Below are 25,156 nucleotides of genomic sequence, written 5' to 3' on the forward strand. Positions count from 1 at the left end.
TTGCGAGGCTTTTTTTATAGTTTGTTATAGTTATTATTCATTACGATTTGTTGTTGCTTCAGAATCCAAATAATCGGGTGTTCCATCGCCATTAGAATCATAAAGTTTTAAAACAGTACCTACATACTGCCCTTCACTATCTCTTCCTATATAATTCAATAAAACTTCATCAGCATCTAAGGGTTCCATTTTAACCTCTTCAACAGTAAGACCGGTAACTTTACGTAATGTTATCTCATTTTTAGTTAGTACGCCATCACCATCATCATCTGTATCTAAATAATCATATCTAGGATATACATATCCATAGGCATCAGCATAAGTATCTTCATCGGTATTCTCAGTTAGGCCTTCTAAATAAGATGGCACTCCATCATTATCATGGTCATTCTGCCCCATTTGCAATAATTCAAACTTAAACACTAGCGGTGAGTATGCTGCAATACCTCCGGTAGCACTAGAAAAATAAGCCAATCCTGAAGGTAAAAACATAACTCCAACACCCGAATTACTAAAACTTACCGTACCGTCTCCATTGTCAGAAAAACTCTCGGATGTGTTGTATTTAGGAATAACAAAACGCCAACCAGGAATTAAACTTATTAAATCTAAAGGATTGCTATCCGGATAATATTTGCCATCAAACACCACATCGTTTAAAGAAAATCCCTCATAAAGAATTTGAATATCGTCGGCTATTGTTGGTGAATTATATCCACCGCCCTGATTTATTTTAAGAACATAATATTGATACTCTGTATCAGCATAAGTAGTATCTATTGGAGCTCCAACAGCAGTTTCTAATAACTCGTAACCATCAGGCACCGTCTCATCCCCTGTAATTTCAATAATTTTAATATCATTAATACCCACATTAGGCAAAGCTGCTTCAACCTCAGCTTTATTATAGTAATGACTCTGTAAATAGACTTGTAAAGAATCCATGTCTGCAGCTTGTTGTTCTGTACGGTCTCTCGGTGGAATTACAGCAACTTCAGATTCATCATCTTTTTTACAAGACACAAAACCAACAGCTAAGCACAAGGCTAACAAACTCAATTTTTTAAATTTCATGCAACGTTTTTTTTTATTTATTTGGGTATTTAAACATTGGTCTTAATTCTTTAAAAGCATCGCTTTTTTTATACCAGTGTTTTAATATTCTTTATTTTTGAGCACGCAAGATACAATTTTAATGCAATCTTGCATATATGGTTAACGTAGTTTTTAGAATTAAGATATGCGTATAGATAAGTACTTATGGTGTGTGAGATATTATAAAACTCGAAGCATTGCCACGACTGCCTGCAAGAAAGGACAAGTAAAAATAAATGGAGATGTGGTTAAACCCAGTAGAGAGGTTTATGCTACAGACATTGTTGAGTTAAGAAAAGATCAAATAAACTATAAACTTAAAGTAAACGATGTTCCCGAAAGTCGTGTAGGTGCCAAGCTAGTTGATATTTACAGAACAGATATTACCCCTAAAGAACAATTTGAGGCGCAAGAACTTTTAAAATACGCTAAAGACTATTACAGGAAAAAAGGTTTTGGACGACCAACCAAAAAAGATAGACGCGATATTGATGATTTTACAACCGAAAATGAGTAATTTTACCCTCTCAATTTAACACACTATTGATTATGCATGTTACAAACAATGTCATTTTAAACCACGAGGAAATCATTCATAAAATAAGACGTATTGCATTTCAAATTTATGAAAGCAATGTTTATGAAACTGAAGTTATTTTAGCTGGTATTGATAGTAATGGGTATATTTTTGCTGAAAAACTAAAAGCCATACTTGATGATATTTCAGAGATTAATGTGGTTTTATGCAAAGTAAGTATCGATAAAAAACAGCCTCAAAACGAGATAAAAACATCGCTGACTCCTGAAGAATACGAAAACAAGTCTTTAGTTCTTGTTGATGATGTTTTAAATTCCGGAACCACACTAATTTATGGTGTTAAACACTTTTTAAACGTTCCTTTAAAACAATTTAAAACAGCCGTTTTAATTAACAGGAATCACAAAAAATATCCTGTAAAAGCAGATTTTAAAGGTATTTCCTTATCAACCTCACTACATGAACATGTAAATGTGGAACTAAATGGAAACCAATTCGAAGCTACTTTAGAATAGCTTCGAATTCAATTCTTCAATAATTTCTTTAGTTGTTTTATTATCGGTTGGTAACACAACATTGGCCTGACTATAAAAAGGTGAGCGCTCAAATAAATGTTTCCCTATAAATTCGGTTAGTTCCTCATCTGTTTTTATATGAGCTACCAATGGACGTTTTCCTTTTTCACCTTTTAACCGATTTACTAAAGTTGGAATAGACGCTTTTAGGTAGACGCTATTAGCATTTGGAGCGTCTAAAATAATCTGCATGTTATTGCTGTAACATGGTGTACCTCCTCCCAACGACAAAATTAAATCAGTCTTGGTCTCCAAGAGTTCTTTTAAATATTTGGTTTCAGCCTTCCTAAAATAAATTTCACCTTTATTTTTAAATATAGAACTAATCGAAGCCTGCTCTTGATCTTCTATATAATCATCTAAATCTAAAAAGTCGTAGTCTAATTTTTCAGCTAAAATTCTTCCTAAAGTAGACTTTCCCGAAGCCATATATCCAACTAAAATCAGTATCATTGATAAGGTTATAAATTGATTATTAAAAACATATGTTTTAGAAGCACAAAAAAACAAAAATTTCTTCAGAATTTCCCTTGTTTTTATAAAAATAGGTTTTATATTTGCACCCGCAAACGCTAAGAATTTAGGGTTTACAATTAAAGACTAGGTAGCTCAGTTGGTAGAGCATTTCACTTTTAATGAAAGGGTCCTGGGTTCGAGCCCCAGCCTGGTCACAAAAAAAGTTAAGCATTCGCTTAACTTTTTTTATTTTTACTCACTTTGTTGTGAGTGATGTTAATAGAAAAATAAATTTGTTTTTAGTTTTTCTTTGAAACACATCGAGTTCTTAATTCGATATAGTTTATAGTTTTAGCGCACGTGGCGGAATTGGTAGACGCGCCAGCTTGAGGGGCTGGTATTCGCTTAGAATGTGGAAGTTCGAGTCTTCTCGTGCGCACTTATTAACTTTTCTTTTAGTACTTTTTTTTAAATTTGATAAAAAAAAAAGAGAGGTAATACTACCCCTCTTCGTTTTAAACCTAATTAAGAATACCTAATTTATATCCCACCAAAGTTTTGTTCCTCCGGTATCAGGACCTCCTAATTTTACTATAGCATCTTCAACGGCCTCCCCATTTGAAGAGTATTCATTCGATACATATATTACACGCTTCATTAAACTTGTTCCAACACCTTCATCATTATTATCTGTATAAAGCAGCGGATAAATGATATTTGCATCTGAGCGTCTCAAATCTGCCCAGGTCTCCCAAGATTCAGGGAATAATCCAAGGTATTTTTGAACAGCAATTTGTTTACGTTGCTCGGTTACATCAGAACTCCAAGCTACTGGCACATCTACTGGTGGTGTTGCTAAATCTAAATCAGGATAAGTATTTAGTATTTCCGGTAGTGCTCCAGTAGTAGTTCCAGCTAAATAATCAGTTACGATTGAAGTATCGGTAACATTCCATTGATTTAATGATAACTGGATACCTGTCTCGTATAATGTTTGTGCATCTCCATTCATATTCCAACCATTCAAAACACCTTCTGCCCTGTTAAAATATGACTCAGAGGCCATCATGATTTCAATATTCTTTGTTTCCTGGTAGTCGTTACCTAAGACATCGTTGTTAAATGATGAAAATTCAGTTATTCCAAATTGATCTTGCAAACCTCCGGCTGGTTGGCCACGAAACACCTCATCTTCTGTCTCTGAAAACCAAATAGACATTCTAGGATCGTTATACCCTTTTAGAATACTTTCCATTGAAGCCGACATGTAATACCCCCAGCTATTAACAATCATATTTAAATTATTTGGTGTAATATTACTAACAGCAAAATAGGCACTTTGGTCGTTAGATTCCATAACTCCGTTTGCTACTGCTGTTTCCGCTTCGGTTTGCGCTTTTGATGGTTGAACATCTGAAATTCTTAAAGCTAAACGCAATCTAAGGCTATTTCCAAAACGTTTCCATTTATCAATATCTCCATAAAAAACGCGATCGGATATTTGAAATAAACCTACTGTACTTTCTGAAGTTGCACTTAAAGTAGTTTCGGCTTCTTCTAATAAATTAAAAAAGTCTTCATATATATCTTCCTGACTATCGTAAATTACATTTTCTTCACCATTTCCCGCTTCTGTATAAGGTATAGGCCCGTAATGATCGGTCATTTGGTTATACATAAACACCTTCCAAATTTTAAGTACAGCCAGGGCATTTTCATCACCTTCTGAAGCTATAATTGCATTGTTTAATGCAGGAACTGCTACAGTATAAAAACGCAACCATCCGCGAGCTTCGAAACCACTAAAAGCATTTCTGTCGGTTCCGTATCCTGTATTCATATAATGCACAAATTGAGAGGAAATAATTCCTGTAGCAATACCCCAGGTTCCCTGATCGTCAACTCCAGGAGAAGAATACGAGCCGTTATGTATTCCTGCGTATAATGCAGATGCAAAAGAAGGCCCTGCTAAAGTCGCATCTAACTGGTCTGCGGTAAGCGTATTACTATTTGTATTTAAGTTGTCGAAATCGTCTGTACAACTTGTAAACATCAATGCCAAAGATGTGGCTATTGTATATATTTTATTAGTCAACTTCATAATATTTTTATTAAAATCCAAATTTCACATTAACTCCGTAATCTCTTGTTGAAGGAATATTGAATGATTCTATTCCTTGTAAGTTTCCTGTTCCGGCACCTTGTTCTGGGTCAAAATATTTAGCTTCATTTAGGACAAAGAATAAGTTTCTACCAACTAAAGAGATATCTATACTAGAAAACGGAGACTTTTCTAACATACTTTTAGGCATTGAATACCCTAAAACAGCTTCTCTTAACCTAATATTTGTGGCATCATAAATAAAATCTTCTGCAACAGGAGTTCTCTGCCCTATTTCTGTCCAGTATTGTTCTGCTGTTGCACTAGTTGTATTTTGAGAGTATGTTCCATCTCCATTATCAACAACACCATCTACAACAAAACCATTTTCTCGACCAGCTAATGTTAAAGAACTTACTCCCATACCTGCTTGTCTAGCCTGTGTATAAGAGATAACCTCGCCTCCAATTCTGAAATCAAATAATACACTTAAGGAGAAATCCTTGTATCTGAAACTATTTTTTAAACCAGCAGTCCAGTCTGGATTAAAGTTTCCTGCAAGCACATCGAAATCGTTTGTTGCAATTGGTAATCCGGCTGAATTAACGATTATGTCTCCATCATCATTTCTTTGAAAACCTTTTATGTATAAATCGCCATATTCACCACCTTTAACTACTTTACTTCTTACCAGACGTCCTTCACCTAATACTAACTCTTCTCGACCTTCTGAGATAGATATTACTTCAGAGTCATACGATGCATAGTTAGCCATTACATCCCAAGAAAAATTCTCGGTCTCAATAGGCGTGGCTGTTAAAACAAGCTCTATACCTTTATTTTGAATTTCACCTCCGTTGATAACCGATCTGGAATATCCAGAAGCTTCAGGTGTGTTTATACTAAAAATTTGGTTTTTTGTATTCGTTTTAAAATACGTGAAATCTAAACCTAACTTGTTACTAAAGAATCTTAAATCTGCTCCAAACTCAACAGAACTGGAAATCTCAGGTTTTAAATTAGGGTTAGCAGCTGTGGTTTGAGCATATAACATACCTCCATTACCTCCTATGTAAGATAACTGAGGACTTAACTGATACGGATCGGTATCATTACCTACTTCAGCATAAGACGCTCTCAATTTCGCATAAGTAATAGCTTCTGGTAATTCTACCATATCTGAGACTACTCCTGAAAGACCAAACGATGGGTAAAAGAAAGATCTATTAGCCTCTGGTAAAGTTGACGACCAGTCGTTTCTTGCCGTTACATCTAAAAACAAATAGTTTTTATACCCAATTTGAGAGAATCCATATAAAGAATTGATTTGCTTCTCGTAGATTGTTGACGTTGAAGAGATAGTCTCTACGTTTGCTAAAGCAAAAAAGTTTCTTCTACTTAACACACCTCCAGAACCTAAAGAACTGTTCGTTTGTTTTAACATATTTGCACCAACATTAACACCAACAGAAAAATCACCAAACGTGTTATTATAAGACAATAAGGCATCTGTATTAAATTCTCTTACTTTTTCATAAGATTCACTATACGACCCTAAATCGTTATTAAAAGCATTAGTTGCATAACGATTTCTGAAGGTTGTATTTGTCATTTGATCTAAACCTGTTCTAACCTGAAAACTCAAAGCATCAGTAAAATCATATTTAAGGGAAGCGAAACCTATAAACCTGTTTCTATCATCATCACGATCATCATCACGCAATGCAGCCCAATATGGGTTTCCTCCTGCTGCACCAACCTCATCTATAAAGTAATTTACGTAACGTTGACCTTGAGCATCAAAATATTCGAAATCTTTATATTGATTGTAAGCTATACTACGAGGCATCAAGTAAGCTGCTGTTCCTACAGACTCTTCTCCTGTTCTTAAAATATTATCGATATTCTGTACTATGTAATTTGTTTTTACATCTAACGATAACTTATCAGTTAATTGACTTGTTAACCTTAGGTTTAAATTATGTCTGTTTAATTTATTACCGCCAACAATACCTTCTGCTATTGTATTAGTGTAAGAGAAATAACCTTGAGTTTTCTCATTTCCTGTTGTCACCGATACAGTATTTGCTAAATTATATCCTGTTTGAAAGAAATCTATAACATTATCTGGTTGCGCAGCATAACTATAAGTTGCCGGACCATCGTAATCTGGATTTCTTACTAATTGCCATGAAGACACTTGGCTTCCATCTAATCGACCTCCCCAGCTATACTGAGAAGTAGGGTTATAAATTCCGTTTGTTCCCTGCCCATACTCATTTTGCAAGTCTAATAAATTATAAGCCGACGAAGCCATAAAGTTAGACGATAACGAAACCTTTGTACCTGTTGAACCAGCTCCAGATTTAGTGGTAATTACAATAACACCATTACTAGCACGCGTTCCATAAAGCGCTGCTGCCGATGGTCCTTTAAGAACCGTCATCGATTCAATATCTTCAGGATTAAGGTTGGAAATACCGTCTGGTTGGGTTGTTCCCCCAGTATCGATGTCTGGGTTACCATTTGAACTACCATTACTAATTGGCACACCATCTACAACATATAAAGGCTGATTATTTCCTGTTAACGATCTGTTTCCTCTTAAAGTAATTCTGGAAGCACTACCCACACCATTTGAGGTGGTTGAAAAGTTCAGTCCAGCCACTTTTCCTGAAAGTGAGTTTGAAACGTTCAAAGACCGAGCCTCTGACACCTCATCCATACTTACATTTTGAGCAGAATAGGTAATTGCCTTTTTTTCTCTTTTAATACCCAATGCAGTTACAACCACTTCATTTAAGGCTTGAGCATCTTCAGACAACTGAATATCTAGTACAGACTCTCCGTTATATACTATTTCTTTTGTGGCATATCCAACATAAGATATAACAATAGTAACACCGTCTTCTGAAATAGAAATACTGTAATTCCCATCAAAATCTGTAGAAACTCCATTTGATGTTCCTTTCACCACAATACTCGCCCCAGGTAATGGGACACTACTATTAGCATCTGTTACTGTTCCTGTAACTGTAGTTTGTGCATAAGCATTTTGAATACCTAAAATGCAAAATACTAACAGTAGCTTTAAAACATTTTGAATCATAAATAAATTTTTTGCGTTAATAATTTCTCGTTTATTATTAGGTTATTAATGCGTTAAATCTATAACTACAAAACATTCAAAAATGCATTATTTCGACCACGGACAACGCTCAAAAGACGTTGGTAACATTACAAGCTACTACCATTCAACATTTTAAATCAGCATATTCATGAACCTATCAAATAAATAATCCTTTTCCTTCTATTTAAATAAGTCTTCCTTTTCAATATGGTTTAAAAACAAAAAAAGAAGGGCTAACCTGCTTTGGTTAGCCCTTCTTTTTAAACTTTTTATTATGCCTGGTTATTCCACAACCCTAAACTTCGCCTTTAGTACATCTTTAGAATTTCCCCCAACCATAACTTCAAAATCGCCAGGTTCTACTACATGTTTCATATCACGATTCCATATAGCGAGTTCATCAGGTGTTAATTCAAATTCAATGTGTTTTGTTTCTCCTTTTTTAATGAATACACGCTTAAAACCTTTTAATGTTTTATGTGGCGTTGTGACACTACTATACACATCATTAATATAAAGCTGAACTACTTCATCTCCATCATAATCCCCAGTATTTTCAACATCTACAGTTACTTTAACCTTACCGTTCACTGCTATTTCATTTGAGCTTAATTCCAAATTTGAATACTTGAAAGTCGTATAACTCAACCCGTAACCAAATGTATACAACGGATTTTCACTTTCGCTAACATATCTATGAATGGCAGATGGTTTTTGGTTGTAATAAATAGGTAACTGACCTACAGATTTAGGAAATGAAATTGGTAATCGTCCTCCCGGATTATAATTTCCAAACAACACATCGGCTACAGCTTGCCCTCCAGCTTCTCCCGGAAACCAAGCCTCTAGAATAGCTGGTACATTTTCGTTTATCCAATTAACAGAAAGTGGACGGCCATTTACAAGCACACATACTACCGGTGTTCCTGTTTTTTGAATGGCTTCAATCAACTCTTGTTGCATCCCATGCAAATCTAAAGTAGCCACATCACGATTTTCCTCTACTAATTCTCGTGATTCACCTAAAACTACAACAGCCACATCTGCTTGTTTTGCGATATCAATAGCTGGTTGTAAGTTTATCTTTTCTAAATTCCAACGTAAGTGAGCTCTGGCCCCCCAGCCTCCTTCCCACATTTCTATGCGAACTTTATACTTTTTACCTGCTTCAATATTTTTTGGAGTTGTGACAATACTCGTAGCTCCTTTTGTCCAATTATCAATAACAAGCTGATCATCAATCCACATTCTAATACCATCATCAGAACTTAAGCCAATCCATCCATCAAAAGAAGTATCGGACTGAATGTACCCTGTCCAACGAATTGAAAAATCATCATCATTAACACCTTCTCCCGGGTTCCAAGGCCAATCGAATTGTAACTGGCTATCTATACGCGTTAAAGCAGGCTCTCCTTCCACTTTTCTATTATTAAAATATTCCCCCTTTAGGCCGTTTTGTTTTCCGTCTGGAGTAAATAAATATTTCGATGGAACTATTTGTCCTTTAACAATTAGCGGTACGCCTTCCTCATAAAGCACTTTAGTATTTTCTCCTGCCACCGATGTGATACCTTCAAGTACCGTTGTGGCAACTTTATTTTTTACTGAATATCCTCCCAATCGAGACGCATCTGCATTAGGCCCGATAACGGCAATCGTTTTTAAATCTTTACTTAATGGTAATAATTTGTCTTGGTTTTTAAGTAAACTGATTGATTTTCTACCGGCTTCCAAAGCTATTTCTTGATTTTCCTTTGAATGAAAACGAGCTTCAATTAAACCTTTTTCAGTATACGGATTTTCAAATAAACCTAATGTAAACTTAAGCCTCAAAACACCACCTGCTGCTCGGTTAATGTCTTCCATTGATAGTTTTCCTTCATTTACTAATTCAATAATAGTTTCTTGCCAAAATTCATTTGAAAAATCATAGAACTGCATATCTACTCCTGCCGAAACCGCCTGACGAATACTTTCTTTTGGAGAATCTGCAACATAGTGGGTGGTTTGAATATATTTTATAGCTCCTAAATCGGAGACCACGATACCCTTAAAATTCCATTCCTTTCTTAAAACATCCGTCAACAGCCAATGATTAGCCGCACAAGGAATGCCATCCAACTCGGAATAAGCACACATAGCACCCAATGCGCCTCCCAGCTTATACACTTTTTCAAATGCAGGTAAGAAATCTTCTCTGGCAGTGCGTTCACCAACAATAACCGGTGATGAATTTCCTCCAGCCTGAGGATAACTATGTACTGCAAAATGTTTTGGCTCTGCTATAATAGAACGATCTGAAGCCAGCGTATCGCCCTGAATACCATTCACCATAGCCAGACCAAGCTCTCCTGCCAAATAGGTATCTTCACCAAACGTTTCTGCCACACGCCCCCATCTTGGTTCACGGCCTATACCTAATACAGGCCCCAATCCAAAATGTACACCATGCGCACGAGCTTCACTACCAATAACACCGCCTACTTTTTTCATAAGTTCGGTATCCCAAGTAGCCCCAAGCCCAATATTCATAGGAAATGCTGTACTGCCTTCATCTAAATATCCATGAAGCATTTCACACATAATTAATGCAGGAATCCCCCAGCGGTTATTTTTTATAACATTTTTTTGAAGGTCATTTATCATCTTAGCCGAACGAGGATAAATATCATGAATAGCCCCAACACCCAAATCACCTATTTTGTCATTTGTTTTCGATTTAGAAAAATCTTCATCTTCTTTAAAAAACTCTCCTTTATACATATCCATTTGGCGCACCTTCTCTTCTAAACTCATACGACCTAATAGATCTTTAAGACGATCTTCTACCGAAAGGCTTGAATTTTGATACGGATAATTTTGAGTAAACCCCATAAAGGACACGCTAAAAACAACGACAAATGCTATTTTTATCTTTTTCATTTATTTAAATAATTTTATTTCTTAATACTACCTATACCCCAAAAATTGTAACTACTATATTTAATCTACCATAAAAAGTACATTATTTAGACTCTATAAATTACTAAATGTTAAATTTTTGTAAATTTCTTAGTTCTAAAAAGTTATTTAGACGGATGACATAAAAACAAATATGAAGGTTAAAAAACTGTAAATTCCAAATTCATTTCAATACAAACAATGCCTTAAAAACCAAGAATTTACGCACACACAAAATCACAACCCAATAATCAAATTTTTATTTTATCACTTTATTTTTTTCAATTAAACAAAAATTGTGGGGCTTTTTTAAAATAATGAAAACACACTAAAAATAGACACGTTTTTCTAGCTATGATTTTAGATTAACAAAATTATTTTTATTAATTCTTTTTTCAATATGTTTTTACCCTAAACACAATGCTATCAAGCCTTTCTGAAAAACAAAAAAAAAGTTAAAATCATTTAATTAGCTAACTTTCAATGTATTTTTCACTTAACTTAGCCATATAGATTCTATACCCAAAAACTACTACTCTATCAATACTAATTAAAGAAATCTAGTATTATAGAAAAAAATAGAGAGCATCTCTTCCAACGAAGTAATAACAAAAAAGTTATATTTTACATATAGCACTAGGGTTTTGCGCTCCATCGCAACCTAAAACGTTTCTTTGGATTTCTGCTTTCGAAAAGCTAAAAAAAGAAAAGAAAAATATTGATGAAAAAGAATCTAAAGTGTTTAATTATTGACGATGAACCACTGGCAATAAACATAATTAAAAACTACATTAACCAAGTTGAAGGTCTTCAAATTGAAAATACTTTCAACAATGCCATATCAGGACTTAACTACCTAAAAAACCATAACGTAGATGTTATTTTTTTAGATATTAAAATGCCTTTATTAGACGGTATTAATTTTATTAGAAGCCTACAAAACCCTCCTTTACTAATAATAACGAGTGCTTACGGAGAATTCGCTATTGAAACATTCGAGCACGAACTAGATGTTTTAGATTATTTAATCAAACCAGTGAACTTCCCTAGGTTTATGAAGGCCGTAAATAAGATTGAAAACAAATTAAAAACCATTAGTAAAGAGCCTTTAGAAGTCATAAATGAACGTCCGTATATTTTTGTTAAAATCGATAAAAAGAAAATGAAAAAAATCTTTTTAGATGAAATTTTAGTTGTTGAAAGCCTAAAAGATTATTTAAAAATTAACACCGAAACCGGACGATATATTATTCATAGTACACTAACAGATTTTACAAACCTATTGCCTCCAAAAGAGTTTATTCGGATTCATAGATCTTACACTATTGCAATCAATAAAATAGATTCTGTTGAAGGCAATAGCGTTGAAATTGAAGGCATGCGATATGCCTTTGGACGATCGTATATAGACGATGTAAAACACAAAATTTTAGAATCCGGAATTCAAAACATCTAAAAAAAAAAAAAAAAATGGTCTATTTTAAATAGACCATTTTTCATATTAACCAAACTAAACATTATGCTAATCAAAAAATTTTTCAAATAACATAGGTGTTACCTTTATAACAAACATCTACTTGACTAAACAAGTAAACAGTTATTTTTAAATTATTTTAAGTCTTTTAAATTTAAAGGCATATTTACCTTAATTTTTAAAAACACATATTCTTAGACTACAATACCTAAATGCTTTCTATTGCATTTCTGTGTTCAAAACTAAAAATTGAATCCATCTTAAAATTAAAATTTCGACTACGGACAACGGTGCTTCGTCGTTGGTTCATTAACGTCATTTAAAATATCATTTATTACTTTTTGTTTCTACACACATTTAAGAAAAACAATGCATTACAACTTTATTTTTTCCTGCTTACGTTTAATTAAAATCTCATTAGTTATCGATTTTTAATACTTATTACGTATTTTTGTTTAGCTAAATTCAATAAAAAATGAACAAGATTCGTGTAAATTTCAGTATTAAAGATCTTGAAAACCTCTCTGGGATTAAAGCTCATACTATAAGAATATGGGAAAAACGTTATAATCTGTTGGCACCTAATCGCACCGATACCAACATTAGAACCTATAATACGGCCAGTCTGCAAAAACTTTTAAACATCACTTATTTAAACAATAATGGTTTTAAAATTTCTAAAATTGCAGATTTAAGCGAAAATGAAATTCCTCAAAAAGTAAAAGAGATTATTTCTAAAAAAAATAAAGATAGTTTTGCCATAAATGCCTTTAAAATGGCCATGATTAATTTCGATCAAAATCTGTTTGATCGAACCTACAAAGACCTACTAGAGGAAAAATCCTTCTCTGAAGTATTTTACTCCGTCTTTCTTCCTCTGCTTAGCGAAATTGGTTTATTATGGCAAACCAATACCATAACCCCGGTACACGAACATTTTATCTCTGTATTAATTAAACAAAAATTATTACTTAGTATTGAAAAATTAGGCGACTTACAAGATTCTAACGACTCACGAACGTTTGTCCTTTTCTTGCCGGATAATGAAATTCATGATATAGGTCTGCTCTTCATTAATTACCTATTAAAGAGTAAGGGCTATCACACCATTTTTTTAGGGCCTAGTGTCCCAACCGCTAATCTATACGAGCTATATGAATTTTTCGACAACATCACTTTTATATCTTATTTCACTATTTTTCCTGAAGATGACCAAATAGAAACTTATATAAAAGATTTCAACGAATTGCTATTAATCGACAACAAATCTTATCTTTATTTACTTGGTAATAAAACCATTAACCTAAAACCTTCTCTATTACCCGAAAAGGTTAAGGTTTTTGAAAGTATTGAAAATTTAGTTAAAGAAATGTGATAGAAGGTTATTTTGTTTAACTTTTTACTATATTTATTAAACAAGATGAAAAAAACAATTACAATTTTAGGTTCTGGATTCTCTTCTTTAGCTGCATCATGTTATCTGGCTAAAGCAGGTTACGATGTAACAATATTTGAAAAAAACGCCACTATTGGAGGTCGCGCCCGGCAATTAAAAAAGGATGGGTTCACCTTCGACATAGGTCCTACCTGGTATTGGATGCCAGATGTCTTTGAACGTTTTTTTAACGATTTCAATAAAAAACCATCAGACTATTACAGTCTTGAGAAACTCAACCCTGCCTATAGTGTTTACTTTGGAAAAAATGATTGCATTACCATTGAAGATACTTTAGACAAAATATGTAAAGCTTTTGAAAAAGAAGAACCAGGAAGTTCTGTGAAACTCAAATCTTTTATAGCTAATGCGAAAAGCAACTACGATATTGCCATAAAAGACTTGGTTTACAACCCTGGCGTTTCTCCTCTGGAATTGGTTACCCCCGCAACCATAAAAAAACTCAATCAGTTTTTTAGTAACATTAAAAAGGATGTAAACAAAGCTTTCAAAAACAAGCGTCTTTCACAAATTTTAGAATTTCCAGTTTTGTTTCTGGGTGCAAAACCTAGTGACACGCCTTCATTTTACAATTTTATGAATTATGCCGATTTCGGGCTTGGAACATTTCATCCCCAAAAAGGTATGTATCAGGTAATTTTAGCTCTAAAAAGTCTGGCTGAAGAGTTGGGGGTCTCCATTAAAACACAAAACCCTGTTGAAAAAATTATCGTAAATAATGGAAAAGCTACGGGTATTATTTCAAATGGAAAAACATATACTTCCGATATTATTGTGAGTGGTGCCGATTACCATCACACCGAAACACTCTTAGACACTCCTTATAAACAATATTCAGAAAATTACTGGACTAAAAAGACTTTTGCTCCTTCTTCCTTATTGTTCTATGTGGGTTTCGATAAAGAAATTAAAAATGTTGATCATCACACCTTATTTTTTGATGTCGATTTTGATGCACATGCCAAGGCCATTTACGACAATCCTGAATGGCCTGAAAAACCATTGTTCTACGCAAGTTTCCCTTGTAAAACAGATTCAAGCACCGCTCCTAAAGGTAAAGAAGCTGGTATATTTTTAATTCCACTTGCGCCAGGACTAAACGACACACCTGAACTTAGAGAAACATATTTTGATAAAATTTTAAATCGGTTAGAAGATTTAACCTCTCAACCTATAAAAGAACACATTCTATTTAAGGAGAGCTTTTGTATCAACGATTTTATAAACGATTACAACTCCTATAAGGGCAATGCTTATGGTATGGCAAATACTTTAATGCAAACCGCCTTTTTAAGACCTAAATTAAAAAGTAAAAAAGTAGACAATTTATATTTCACCGGACAGTTAACGGTTCCTGGCCCTGGTGTTCCGCCTTCTTTGATTTCAGGAAAATTAGTAGCCGATTTAGTAATTAAACACCATAATTTATGAAAGCATTATTCGACACGGTATCCTACAGCTGTAGCAAAATAGTCACTAAAAATTACAGTACCTCGTTTTCGCTTGCAACAAAAATGCTATACAAATCGATTAGAGCGGATATATATAATATTTATGGTTTTGTAAGATTTGCAGATGAAATTGTCGATTCGTTTCACGATTACGATAAGGAAACCTTATTCAACAAATTTTATAACGATTTAAATGAAGCCTTAGAAAATCGAATTAGTTTAAACCCTATTTTAAATGCTTTTCAGCACACCTATCATAAATACAATATTGAGAAAAGTATGGTTGATGCCTTTATGAAAAGTATGCGTTTAGATTTAAATAAAAGTGATTATAACACCGTTGAGGAATATCAAAATTACATATACGGCTCTGCCGATGTAGTCGGTTTAATGTGTTTAAAAGTGTTTGTTAAAGGTGATCAAGATAAATTTAATGAGTTAAAATCGTCGGCCATGGCATTAGGGTCAGCATTTCAAAAGGTTAATTTCTTAAGAGATTTAAAAGCTGATATGGAAGGATTACAGCGAAGTTATTTTCCTAACATTAACCTTGATGAATTGGATGAAACATCTAAACAGCACATTATTGAAGATATAGAATATGATTTTGAACGAGGCTTACAAGGCATCAAAAAACTACCTATAGAGGCAAAATTCGGAGTTTTTATGGCATATCGTTATTATAGTCAATTACTTAAAAAATTGCGAAAAACTCCTGCTCTCCAGATTAAAAACTCGAGAATACGTGTTTCTAACCCAAAAAAAATTGAACTTTTAATGCGTAGCTATGTCAAGTATCAATTAAATTTAATGTAATTTTAAACTATGCGAATATTGTACTGGATACTTATATTTTTAACAACATTTTGTATTATGGAATTTATGGCATGGTTTACCCATAAATACATTATGCACGGGTTTTTATGGCGTTTACACAAAGACCATCATAAAAAAGACCATGACAGCTGGTTTGAGCGAAATGATGCATTCTTTATATTTTATGCTGTGATAAGTATAGGCTTCTTTTTACTATGGAAATACACTAATTTTTGGACCGGTTTACCTATTGGCTTAGGCATTTTTGCCTACGGTTTTTGTTACTTTATGGTACATGATATTTTTATCCATCAGCGATTTAAAATATTCAGAAACGCCAACAATTGGTATGCTCGAGGCATAAGACGTGCGCATAAAATACATCATAAACATTTAGGAAAAGACGATGGAGAATGCTTTGGAATGTTATTTGTTCCGTTTAAATATTTTAAGCAATAACACATGCCCTATCTATATTTATTACTAAACTTAGGGTCACTTTCAATTCCATTTTTATTTAGTTTTCACCCCAAATTAAAATTCTATAACCATTGGAAAGGTTTAGCCCTTGGAATTCTAAGCGGGATGCTTATTTTCATTCCATGGGATGTGTTTTTTACCATAAAGCAATTCTGGGGATTTAACCCAACCTATTACTTAGATAAAACCATATTGGGATTACCTATTGAAGAATGGTTGTTTTTTATATGTATTCCATACGCCTGTGTGTTTACGCACTACGCTTTATTATACTATTTCCCGAATTTGAAATTGAAGAAACGAACCACAATGCTGATTAGTTATCTACTAATTTTAGTGTTTTTTATAATCACTATTTATAATTTTGATAAGTGGTACACTCTCGTCAATTTTGGTCTGGCAACCCTTTTAACAGCTATTGTAATCGCTAAATCACCAAATATTTTACAAAGCTATTTACTTACTTTTTTAGTGATGTTAATTCCTTTCTTTATTGTAAACGGTATATTAACCGGAAGTTTTATTCCGAATGAAGTGGTATGGTATAACGATAATGAAAACTTAGGGATTCGTATGTTCACCATTCCTGTTGAAGATAGTGTTTACGCCTTCTCTTTAATACTTCTGAATTTATACGTGATTAAATTGGTTGAAAACCGATAAGCTAATTAACCACATTAACAGACTTTCCGTTTAGAAAAGCTTCTAAATTATTTACAGCTGTAGCCATCAATCTTGTTCTTGCGGCTTTGGTCGCCCATGCAATATGCGGTGTAATAATACAATTTTTAGCTTTTAGCAAGGGATTATCTGCGGAAATAGGCTCTTTAGAAACCACATCTACTGCCGCTCCGGAAATTTTATCGGAATTCAAAGCTTCAGCAAGATCTGCTTCAACAACCAAGCCTCCTCGTGAGGTATTAATTAACATCACGCCATCTTTCATTTTAGCAATGTTCGTTTTATTAATAATACCTTCTGTATCTTCAAATAGTGGACAATGTAAACTTATAATATCCGATTGTTTTAATAACTCGTCTAACTCAACAAACTTACAGGTTTCCGATTCTAATTCCGGTTTTCTTGTTCGACTGTATGTAAGAATATTCAAACCAAAGACCTGCACCATCTTAGCTGTTGCCTGACCAATGCGACCGAAACCAATAATTCCCATAGTTTTACCTTCCAATTCTATTAAAGGAGAATTCCAAAAGCAAAAATCTAAGGACTTTGCCCATTCTCCTGCTTGAACCGCTTCATTATGATTACCTATATGATGACATAACTCCAATAACAACCCCATAGTAAACTGGGCAACGGCCGTGGTTCCGTACGATGGAATATTAGTTACTGTAATACCTAGCTCCTTTGCTTTAACAACATCAACCACGTTATAACCAGTTGCCAAAACTCCTATATACTTGACATTTGTAACCCGTGTTAAAACCTCTGCCGGTAATGGGGTTTTATTAGTAAAAACGATTTCGGCATCTCCTATAGTATCTATAACTATTTCTGAATCGAAAGCGGTACGATTGCAAACCTTTACATTTCCAAATCGTTCAACGCCCTCCCAACTTAAATCTCCCGGATTTAACGTATATCCATCTAAAACAACTATTTTTTTACTCATTTCCTGATGCCTTTAATAAATTATCAATTGTCATTCTTACTTTATCGCTATTCCAGTTAGCGCTTCTGCTTTCATCTATAATAATTTGTCCAGATTGATTAATTAAAAAGGTTCTAGGAATAGTGGTTACATCAAAATATTCTGGATATTGTGTAGCGGGCTGATACACCTCAAACGTGTAATTATTATCATTTAAGAAGGTATTAACCTCTGTAAAATCATCGTTGGTAATAAACAGAAATTCGATTTTATCTTTATAATCATTATACAATTTTTGCATGCTTGGCATTTCGGCAATACACGGCGGGCACCAGGTTGCCCAGAAATTAACCAAAACCACTTTACCTTTGGCCGATTGAAAATTATAAGTTTCCTGATTCTCGTCTTTTAACAACCAATTATAATCTGTTATTTTCTTTAAATCATCTGATGATTCTAAAGAAGGACCAAATAACGCGATGCCCTTTTGCAGAAACACTTGAATTGGCTTACGTGTTTGCGGAATAATTAAAAGTCCGATTACAATAAAAAATAATATGTTTTTGAATTTTGATTTCGAAATAGCCATCAGGTTATAGAATAAATTGATAATTGTAAAACTAAAAAATTAGACATAAAAAAACCTCCAAAATTGGAGGTTTTAAATATCGTTACAGCGAATTTATTTTTCTTCTTCAGAAACTGTTTCTTCTTCAGCTTCAGCAGTTAAATCTTCTAAAAGACCATGCTTTTGTAATAAGTTGTACCACTGAATTACTTTTTTAATATCGCTTGCATACACGCGATCTTCATCATAATTTGGTAAAACTTCAAAGAAATACTCTTCTAATTTATCCTTACTATCTTTTGGAGAAACAGAAGCTTGCTCACCGTTTTCTTTAGTTTTAATATTTTCAAAAACCTGTCTTAAAGGCACTTCTTCTTCTAATGTATAAATAGCGATTTCGCTTAATACACTAACGTTTTGCTGAATACCTACAGATATACGCTTGTTATCTACTAATGATTCTGCAACAAAACCAGCACGTGTTTGAGCTACTAAATTGTATAAACCCGGTTTTCCTGCTATTGAAAGTACTTTATCTAAACTCATAACTTATTTTTTGAAAGTCGCAAATATCAACTGTTTATTGATGTCTTGCAAATATTATCGTTTCTTTTTTTGGGCTGGAAAACGCATTCTGTAATCCACATTTATTTTCCCTTTTGAGATGTTTGCCAAACGTCCTTTTATTAAACGCTTTTTTAAAGCCGATAATTTATCGGTAAACAATACGCCTTCAATATGATCGTATTCATGTTGAATAACACGTGCCACTAAACCGTCGAAAACTTCGGTTTTTTCTTCGAAGTTTTCATCTACATACTCAATAGTAATTTTTGGTTTTCTAAATACATCTTCACGAACATCAGGAATACTTAAACAGCCTTCATTAAACGCCCACTCTTCACCTTCTTCTTCTATAATCGTTGCGTTAATAAAAACTCGTTTAAACCCTTTTAGAGCTTCCTGCTCTTCTTTAGTTAAATCTTCATCTTCTGCAAAAGGCGTTGCATCGATAACAAATAAACGTATTGGCAAGCCTATTTGTGGCGCTGCTAACCCTACGCCGTAGGCATTGTACATGGTTTCAAACATATTATCGATTAACACATTTAAATCCGGGTAATTTTGATCTATATCTTCTCCTACTTTTTTCAAAACAGGATCGCCATAAGCTACAATAGGTAATATCATTTTTGTTATCTGTTATTATTTGCTGCAAAAATACAATTCTAAAAAATAAAACCTGTTAAAGAATTCCATAAAAAAACTCCCTAAAGATTAGGGAGTTTAAAGAGTAATGAAATTTTTATTTATTTTGAAATCACAATTTTTCGGGTTATCGTCCCGTAATCGGCTCCAATTTTCACCATGTATAATCCGTTTACCAGGCTACTAATATTAATTGATTTTGAAGTAGACTCTTCGATATTATCAATTAAAACCAATTTACCTGTAATATTATAAACTTCAATTTTAGCTGAAGTAGTAAAACCAAACGCAAGTTCAATTTCATTTCCTTTAACTACTGGACTTGGGTAAATTTTTAAATCTTTTCCCATTAACTCGAAGGCTTCCACAGGAAGTGTTCCATCTGAATAAGAACAATTTGAATCAAAACCTGTTGTTACCTCAAACCCCTGACCAGATAATGCATCACCTGTTGTCAACGTATAGGAAGCAATGGTATTACCACAAGCATCAGTATCCAACGAAAAAGTAGACGCATTTGTTGTTACGTTGTCTGTAACCGTAATTGATGCAGGCATAGAACTACAGTCTGTAGCTGCATTAGGGTAATAAAAAACGATTACCGTTCCGTTTTGAATAGCCCCACCTGATTCTGGACATGGCTGAGCAAACATTTGATTAGCCCCAAATAAGGAGATTAATAATAAAAAGTAAATTTGTTTCATAAATACATGGTTTAGTGTTAGTATATTAAATTTAAACATTTTACATTAAACCATAACTCCTTCATCATTTAGAATACAAATAGCTCTGTAGGATTAGTGTCGCACTTATTTCATCAACAAGCGCTTTATTTTTTCGTTGATTCTTTTTCAATCCACTATCTATCATGGTTTGGAAAGCCATTTTAGACGTGAAACGTTCATCAACTCTGTAAATTGGTATATTTGGGAATTGTTTTTTTAACTTTTCTAAAAATGGCACGATTAACACTTCACTCTCAGAAGCCGTATTATTCATTTGTTTAGGTTCACCAACAACAAATAATTCTACATCTTCTTTACTGGTATACTCCTTTAAAAATGATAGTAATTCCTTGGTATTAACGGTTGTTAATCCTGAAGCAATGATTTGTAACTCATCGGTAACAGCTATACCTGTGCGTTTCATTCCATAATCGATTGCTAAAATTCGGGCCATAATAAGTGTTTAAGCAAAAATAGTATTTTATCGATATATATTGTAAGAATTAGTTTTTATTTCTTCTAAAAAAAGCAGCCACTTGTACAAGTAGCTGCTTCTAACTTAATCTTAAAATATCAACACTCAAAATTTGAGCCTTATCTTTATGCTTTTTCAGCTTTATTAATTTTTGGAAATAATAAACTTAAATTATCTACATTTCTAGTTTTGTTGAAATACTTTCTAATATCACTTGTAGATTTTGCAACCGCCTCTTTTAATTCTGAAGCTTCAATTAATACCGCTTCACTTTCATTAGTATTATCTTCAGTAGAAGAAACAAATACTTTATCTTCATTTGATACGTTTGAAGTTTCTTTAGTGTTTTGAGCACCAACAAAAGAAACTGAAAATAAAAAAACGATTAGTATGTAGATATTTGTTTTCATCTTGATTTGGGTATTAATTACACTCCAAAGATATATTGACACTAAAGCCTTTACACAAAAAAATAGTTGTAAAACGTCGTATTTTCGATTATTAGAAGAGCCACATATTTTCATCGATAAACAGATAAAAAGCCTGTTTTTTTAGACCAAAAACACGCAAAATGCATTTAATCGATAATTGTTTTTTATTCAACAGACAAAACGCTAAAAAATAGAATGAAAAACCTCCGATAAACGACATCAACTTTTACTTGTTATGAATCGATTTTAATTATGATTCATTCCTTTTTTTTAAGCTATACATATTATATTTGTGCAAAATTTTATTAAGAATGACAGAATTAAGAGAAATTATTGAGCAAGCTTGGGACAACAGAGAGCTATTAAAAGATGAAAACACAACATCTGCTATTAGAAAAGTTGTTGACTTAATAGATAAAGGAGAATTAAGAGTTGCTGAACCTGTTGAAAACGGTTGGCAAGTAAACGAATGGGTAAAGAAAGCCGTAGTATTATACTTCCCTATTCAAAAAATGGAAACTATTGAATGTGGTCCATTAGAATTCCACGATAAAATTCCATTAAAAACCGGTTATGCAGAAAAAGGTATTCGTGTAGTACCTCATGCGGTTGCAAGACACGGTGCATACATTTCTCCTGGTACTATTTTAATGCCAAGTTATGTTAATATTGGTGCTTACGTAGACGAAGGTACTATGGTGGACACTTGGGCAACAGTTGGTAGCTGTGCTCAAATTGGTAAAAATGTACACTTATCTGGTGGTGTAGGTATTGGTGGTGTATTAGAGCCATTACAAGCTGCTCCGGTAATTATTGAAGATAACGTATTTGTTGGTTCTCGTTGTATCGTTGTGGAAGGTGTACACGTAGAGAAAGAAGCGGTGTTAGGTGCTAACGTTGTATTAACAATGAGTACTAAAATTATTGACGTGACTGGTGATGAGCCTGTTGAAATGAAAGGTCGCGTTCCTGCACGTTCTGTGGTTATTCCTGGAAGCTACACTAAAAAGTTCGCTGCTGGTGAATACCAAGTACCATGTGCTTTAATCATTGGAAAACGTAAAGAAAGTACAGATAAGAAAACATCTTTAAACGATGCACTTCGTGATAACGATGTCGCAGTTTAAAACTATTTTAAGTTAAAATGCGTCTCTAAGGCTTGCCATTGAGACTTGTTTTTATCTTCAGATACATTTTCTTTCTTTAAAGAAACTTTTTGAGTCCCCATAATAGGAATTGTATCCTTTACCGGGGACTCAACTTTTTTACAGCCTACCCCTTCTACTAAAGCTACAGCCTTAAACCACAAATCATCAGCTTTAGGCGCTAATTCCAGAAATAACTTATCATTTCTAATTAATTCTGAAAACTTATTAGCAGGATATAATATCCCCTCCGAGCCAATAGGCAGCAATGATTTTTCATCTTCCTTACCGTCGCAGTTCCATTGTTTATATGGTAAAAGCGTTCCCTTATCATCGTATTTTATACAACGTACACGATGCGCAACCACACAATCAGGATATTTTTTATGTGTTTCAACAAGTGATCTTAACCAATTATTATCATAAATAACATCATCATCACAGGTAACAACAGGTAGATTTTCAAATAATTCCAGTGAATGAATTAGCTTTTTATGTGAACAATGAAGTTTCGTTAATCTAATTTGAAAAATGTCTCCTTCAAGTTTTTTTAAGGATTGTGGAATTTGTGACTGCATGTCTTCATTAATCCATAAAACAATATGGCGCGGACGAACACTTTGCGACAAAACACTTCTAATAACCAAATGAACCTTAGATAAGCGATACGGAATAGTTGTTAAGGACACAACCACGGGAAACTCATTCCCTTGTATTGATTTTATTTTTTCAGCAGAAAGCAAACTTAATTTACAGGTCTCTATTAAAGACACTGGCATTTCTTTTAATTTCATTACGCCTCTTTTTTTATTCCGTAATTCGTCCAACTAAGTTTTTCGTCTTTCGTGGTCGCTCGAATGGCTAAATTTTTATTGATGGATTCCTGATTTTTATACCCTCGTGGATGATCTAAATGCAAACAAATAGCACTGTATCGTATCTGCTTCGATTTAATTCCTAAATTAAATAAACGCTCACCTAATTCGCGATCCTGACCACCATACTGCATACGTTCATCAAAACCATTAACCGCCAAAATATCAGACTTCCAACCTGAAGCATTATGTCCATTCCAACTGGCATTGGTTGGGGTTAATTTGTTCAGTAATTTTTCCTTTATTCCAGAAGCCGTTAACTTATTATTTTTAAATGATGATTTTAATCCTTGAGATTTTAACCATGATAACTTAAAGCAATCCTGAGACAGGATATCTTCTTTTGTTATAGCTTCAGAAATTGACATTGGCAACATAAAATACCCACCTGAAAGAAAATACCCTTGTTCTTTATTGTCGATATGCACCTGAACATAATCTTCTCTGGCAAGACAATCCCCATCGCTCATTAAAATATAATCAGCATTACATTTTACAATGGCTTTGTTTAATATTTGAGATTTTTGAAAGCCATTATCCTCATGCCAGACATGTATAATTGGATAATGCACTTCCTTTTGCATTCGCTCGATTAAATCGAAGGTTGGTAGTTTCGAACCATCATCGGCAATAACAATTTCAAAATCTTTAAACCTTTGTGCTTCATAACTCCATAGCACTTTTTCTAACCATGCTTCAGAGTTGTAAGTACTAATGATTATTGAAATTTCAGGTTTACTATTTATATTTTTTGATTCCAAACTTAGTTATCTTGTATTTATTTGTTTTAGTCGCTTTACGAATCGCTTGATTAAGCTTTATCGCTTCGTCATTTTTATAGGGTCTATCGTGATGCAAATGTACACAAATGGCACTATATCGTATTTGTTTAAATTTAATTCCACAATTCATTAAGCGTTCGCCAATCTCTCTGTCTTCCCCTCCATACTGCATACGCTCATCAAAACCATTAACATTAAGCACATCCTGTTTCCATCCGGAAACATTCATTCCGTCGAAGGTCGCTTTCGTTGGGGTAAACGTATTTAAAATCCAGGACTTCCGTCCAAAAGCTGTTAACTTATTTGTTTTGAATGTTTTTTTCAACCCGCGTTCCAAAAGCCAATCTAAATGAAAACAATTCTGTTTTTCAATATCTTCTTTTGAAATCGCATTTGAAATCTGTTCCGGAAGTTTAAAATAGCCTCCCGATAAAAATGTATTGGGCTTTCTTAATTTCAGATGAGTCTCAACAAAATCGTTTCTCGGAATACAATCGCCATCAGTAAAAATAAGGTAATCTGAAGCCGTTTTTAAAATGGCTTTATTAAGAATTTTAGTTTTTTGAAAACCATCATCTTCCTGCCAAACATGAGTAATTTTAAGTTTTGATTCTTTAATAAAACGTAGGATAAGATTCTTTGTAGCTGCAGCAGAACCGTCATCGGCTATAATAATTTCAAAATTGCTTTCCGTCTGAATTTCATACCCCCAAAGCACTTTTTCTAACCAATCTGGTTGGTTATAAGTACTTATGATTACTGATGCTTTTAGTATGTCCATTGCCGCAAAAATAACTATTTTTGACGAACCTTAAATAA

General features: G+C 33.7%; 24 protein-coding genes and 2 tRNA genes. 11 read left to right on the forward strand and 15 right to left on the reverse strand.

Annotated features, from left to right (window positions below):
- Nucleotides 1–33 precede the first annotated feature (33 nt).
- Nucleotides 34–1,074, reverse strand: coding sequence for an FKBP-type peptidyl-prolyl cis-trans isomerase (locus RBH94_RS00200; protein WP_307881845.1), 1,041 nt, complete (start codon nucleotides 1,072–1,074; stop codon nucleotides 34–36).
- A 166-nt stretch (nucleotides 1,075–1,240) separates the two neighbouring features.
- Here RBH94_RS00200 and RBH94_RS00205 point away from each other — a divergent pair, with 166 nt between their 5' ends.
- Both RBH94_RS00205 and RBH94_RS00210 read left to right on the forward strand, forming a co-directional pair.
- Entirely contained in the window at nucleotides 1,241–1,612 is a 372-nt protein-coding gene (locus RBH94_RS00205; RefSeq protein ID WP_307881846.1) for an RNA-binding S4 domain-containing protein, read from the forward strand.
- A 32-nt stretch (nucleotides 1,613–1,644) separates the two neighbouring features.
- Nucleotides 1,645–2,148 carry a phosphoribosyltransferase domain-containing protein gene (locus tag RBH94_RS00210; RefSeq protein WP_188223392.1) on the forward strand — a complete coding sequence of 168 codons (504 nt, stop codon included), beginning with the start codon at nucleotides 1,645–1,647 and terminating at the stop codon, nucleotides 2,146–2,148.
- Here RBH94_RS00210 and RBH94_RS00215 read toward each other — a convergent pair.
- Nucleotides 2,140–2,661, reverse strand: coding sequence for a shikimate kinase (locus RBH94_RS00215; protein WP_307881847.1), 522 nt, complete (start codon nucleotides 2,659–2,661; stop codon nucleotides 2,140–2,142). The genes RBH94_RS00210 and RBH94_RS00215 overlap by 9 nt on opposite strands.
- Before the next feature lie 145 nt (nucleotides 2,662–2,806).
- On the opposite strand from RBH94_RS00215, the gene RBH94_RS00220 reads away from it, so the two are divergent.
- Both RBH94_RS00220 and RBH94_RS00225 read left to right on the forward strand, forming a co-directional pair.
- A tRNA-Lys gene (locus tag RBH94_RS00220) sits at nucleotides 2,807–2,879 on the forward strand.
- Nucleotides 2,880–3,018: 139 nt separating this feature from the next.
- Nucleotides 3,019–3,103 (forward strand) — tRNA-Leu (locus RBH94_RS00225).
- A gap of 96 nt (nucleotides 3,104–3,199) precedes the next feature.
- Here RBH94_RS00225 and RBH94_RS00230 read toward each other — a convergent pair.
- The 3 genes from RBH94_RS00230 to RBH94_RS00240 all read right to left on the reverse strand — a co-directional run bounded on the left by RBH94_RS00230 (nucleotide 3,200) and on the right by RBH94_RS00240 (nucleotide 10,820).
- The gene (locus RBH94_RS00230; protein ID WP_307881848.1) at nucleotides 3,200–4,765 is read right to left on the reverse strand and encodes a SusD/RagB family nutrient-binding outer membrane lipoprotein; all 1,566 of its coding nucleotides are present in this window, start codon (nucleotides 4,763–4,765) and stop codon (nucleotides 3,200–3,202) included.
- Between the two features lie 10 nt (nucleotides 4,766–4,775).
- Nucleotides 4,776–7,874 (reverse strand): SusC/RagA family TonB-linked outer membrane protein, encoded by a 3,099-nt coding sequence (locus RBH94_RS00235; RefSeq protein WP_307881849.1) that lies wholly within the window; start codon nucleotides 7,872–7,874, stop codon nucleotides 4,776–4,778.
- A 303-nt stretch (nucleotides 7,875–8,177) separates the two neighbouring features.
- On the reverse strand, nucleotides 8,178–10,820 hold the full coding sequence (locus tag RBH94_RS00240; protein ID WP_307881850.1) for a glycoside hydrolase family 3 N-terminal domain-containing protein: 2,643 nt from the start codon (nucleotides 10,818–10,820) through the stop codon (nucleotides 8,178–8,180).
- Nucleotides 10,821–11,559: 739 nt separating this feature from the next.
- Between RBH94_RS00240 and RBH94_RS00245 the strand changes: the two genes are divergently transcribed.
- From RBH94_RS00245 to RBH94_RS00270, 6 genes are all read left to right on the forward strand, one after another.
- Nucleotides 11,560–12,294, forward strand: coding sequence for a LytTR family DNA-binding domain-containing protein (locus RBH94_RS00245; protein WP_307881851.1), 735 nt, complete (start codon nucleotides 11,560–11,562; stop codon nucleotides 12,292–12,294).
- A gap of 493 nt (nucleotides 12,295–12,787) precedes the next feature.
- Nucleotides 12,788–13,687, forward strand: coding sequence for a MerR family transcriptional regulator (locus RBH94_RS00250; protein ID WP_307881852.1), 900 nt, complete (start codon nucleotides 12,788–12,790; stop codon nucleotides 13,685–13,687).
- Between the two features lie 45 nt (nucleotides 13,688–13,732).
- Entirely contained in the window at nucleotides 13,733–15,199 is a 1,467-nt protein-coding gene (locus tag RBH94_RS00255) for an NAD(P)/FAD-dependent oxidoreductase (protein ID WP_307881853.1), read from the forward strand.
- Nucleotides 15,196–16,035, forward strand: a complete 840-nt coding sequence (locus RBH94_RS00260; RefSeq protein WP_307881854.1) for a phytoene/squalene synthase family protein — start codon at nucleotides 15,196–15,198, stop codon at nucleotides 16,033–16,035. The genes RBH94_RS00255 and RBH94_RS00260 overlap by 4 nt, the downstream gene beginning before the upstream one ends.
- Before the next feature lie 9 nt (nucleotides 16,036–16,044).
- Entirely contained in the window at nucleotides 16,045–16,494 is a 450-nt protein-coding gene (locus RBH94_RS00265) for a sterol desaturase family protein (RefSeq protein ID WP_307881855.1), read from the forward strand.
- A 3-nt stretch (nucleotides 16,495–16,497) separates the two neighbouring features.
- Complete coding sequence (locus tag RBH94_RS00270; protein ID WP_307881856.1) at nucleotides 16,498–17,178, forward strand: lycopene cyclase domain-containing protein; 681 nt, start codon at nucleotides 16,498–16,500, stop codon at nucleotides 17,176–17,178.
- A 1-nt stretch (nucleotide 17,179) separates the two neighbouring features.
- On the opposite strand, the gene RBH94_RS00275 is transcribed toward RBH94_RS00270, so the two are convergent.
- The 7 genes from RBH94_RS00275 to RBH94_RS00305 all read right to left on the reverse strand — a co-directional run bounded on the left by RBH94_RS00275 (nucleotide 17,180) and on the right by RBH94_RS00305 (nucleotide 21,514).
- On the reverse strand, nucleotides 17,180–18,148 hold the full coding sequence (locus RBH94_RS00275; protein ID WP_307881857.1) for a D-2-hydroxyacid dehydrogenase: 969 nt from the start codon (nucleotides 18,146–18,148) through the stop codon (nucleotides 17,180–17,182).
- The gene (locus tag RBH94_RS00280; RefSeq protein ID WP_307881858.1) at nucleotides 18,141–18,716 is read right to left on the reverse strand and encodes a TlpA disulfide reductase family protein; all 576 of its coding nucleotides are present in this window, start codon (nucleotides 18,714–18,716) and stop codon (nucleotides 18,141–18,143) included. Before RBH94_RS00280 ends, RBH94_RS00275 begins: the two co-directional genes overlap by 8 nt.
- Nucleotides 18,717–18,809: 93 nt before the next feature.
- Nucleotides 18,810–19,241 carry a DUF5606 domain-containing protein gene (locus tag RBH94_RS00285; RefSeq protein ID WP_307881859.1) on the reverse strand — a complete coding sequence of 144 codons (432 nt, stop codon included), beginning with the start codon at nucleotides 19,239–19,241 and terminating at the stop codon, nucleotides 18,810–18,812.
- Nucleotides 19,242–19,295: 54 nt separating this feature from the next.
- Nucleotides 19,296–19,886 carry a peptide deformylase gene (gene def, locus RBH94_RS00290; RefSeq protein ID WP_307881860.1) on the reverse strand — a complete coding sequence of 197 codons (591 nt, stop codon included), beginning with the start codon at nucleotides 19,884–19,886 and terminating at the stop codon, nucleotides 19,296–19,298.
- Between the two features lie 119 nt (nucleotides 19,887–20,005).
- Entirely contained in the window at nucleotides 20,006–20,608 is a 603-nt protein-coding gene (locus RBH94_RS00295) for a T9SS type A sorting domain-containing protein (RefSeq protein ID WP_307881861.1), read from the reverse strand.
- A gap of 64 nt (nucleotides 20,609–20,672) precedes the next feature.
- Nucleotides 20,673–21,083, reverse strand: a complete 411-nt coding sequence (gene ruvX, locus RBH94_RS00300) for a Holliday junction resolvase RuvX (protein ID WP_307881862.1) — start codon at nucleotides 21,081–21,083, stop codon at nucleotides 20,673–20,675.
- 146 nt (nucleotides 21,084–21,229) lie between these two features.
- A complete protein-coding gene (locus RBH94_RS00305; protein WP_307881863.1) occupies nucleotides 21,230–21,514 on the reverse strand; it encodes a hypothetical protein in 285 nt (94 codons plus the stop codon).
- Between the two features lie 332 nt (nucleotides 21,515–21,846).
- Here RBH94_RS00305 and RBH94_RS00310 point away from each other — a divergent pair, with 332 nt between their 5' ends.
- Nucleotides 21,847–22,662 carry a 2,3,4,5-tetrahydropyridine-2,6-dicarboxylate N-succinyltransferase gene (locus tag RBH94_RS00310; RefSeq protein ID WP_307881864.1) on the forward strand — a complete coding sequence of 272 codons (816 nt, stop codon included), beginning with the start codon at nucleotides 21,847–21,849 and terminating at the stop codon, nucleotides 22,660–22,662.
- A 2-nt stretch (nucleotides 22,663–22,664) separates the two neighbouring features.
- Here RBH94_RS00310 and RBH94_RS00315 read toward each other — a convergent pair whose 3' ends face one another.
- From RBH94_RS00315 to RBH94_RS00325, 3 genes are read right to left on the reverse strand one after another with little or no spacing between them, the layout of a single operon-like run.
- Nucleotides 22,665–23,474 (reverse strand): hypothetical protein, encoded by an 810-nt coding sequence (locus RBH94_RS00315; RefSeq protein ID WP_307881865.1) that lies wholly within the window; start codon nucleotides 23,472–23,474, stop codon nucleotides 22,665–22,667.
- The gene (locus RBH94_RS00320; RefSeq protein WP_307881866.1) at nucleotides 23,474–24,316 is read right to left on the reverse strand and encodes a glycosyltransferase family 2 protein; all 843 of its coding nucleotides are present in this window, start codon (nucleotides 24,314–24,316) and stop codon (nucleotides 23,474–23,476) included. The genes RBH94_RS00315 and RBH94_RS00320 overlap by 1 nt, the downstream gene beginning before the upstream one ends.
- On the reverse strand, nucleotides 24,294–25,118 hold the full coding sequence (locus tag RBH94_RS00325; protein WP_307881867.1) for a glycosyltransferase family 2 protein: 825 nt from the start codon (nucleotides 25,116–25,118) through the stop codon (nucleotides 24,294–24,296). Before RBH94_RS00325 ends, RBH94_RS00320 begins: the two co-directional genes overlap by 23 nt.
- Nucleotides 25,119–25,156: the final 38 nt, after the last annotated feature.

The organism is Aestuariibaculum sp. YM273, assembly GCF_030908365.1.
GTDB classification, from domain to species: Bacteria; Bacteroidota; Bacteroidia; order Flavobacteriales; family Flavobacteriaceae; genus Aestuariibaculum; species Aestuariibaculum marinum.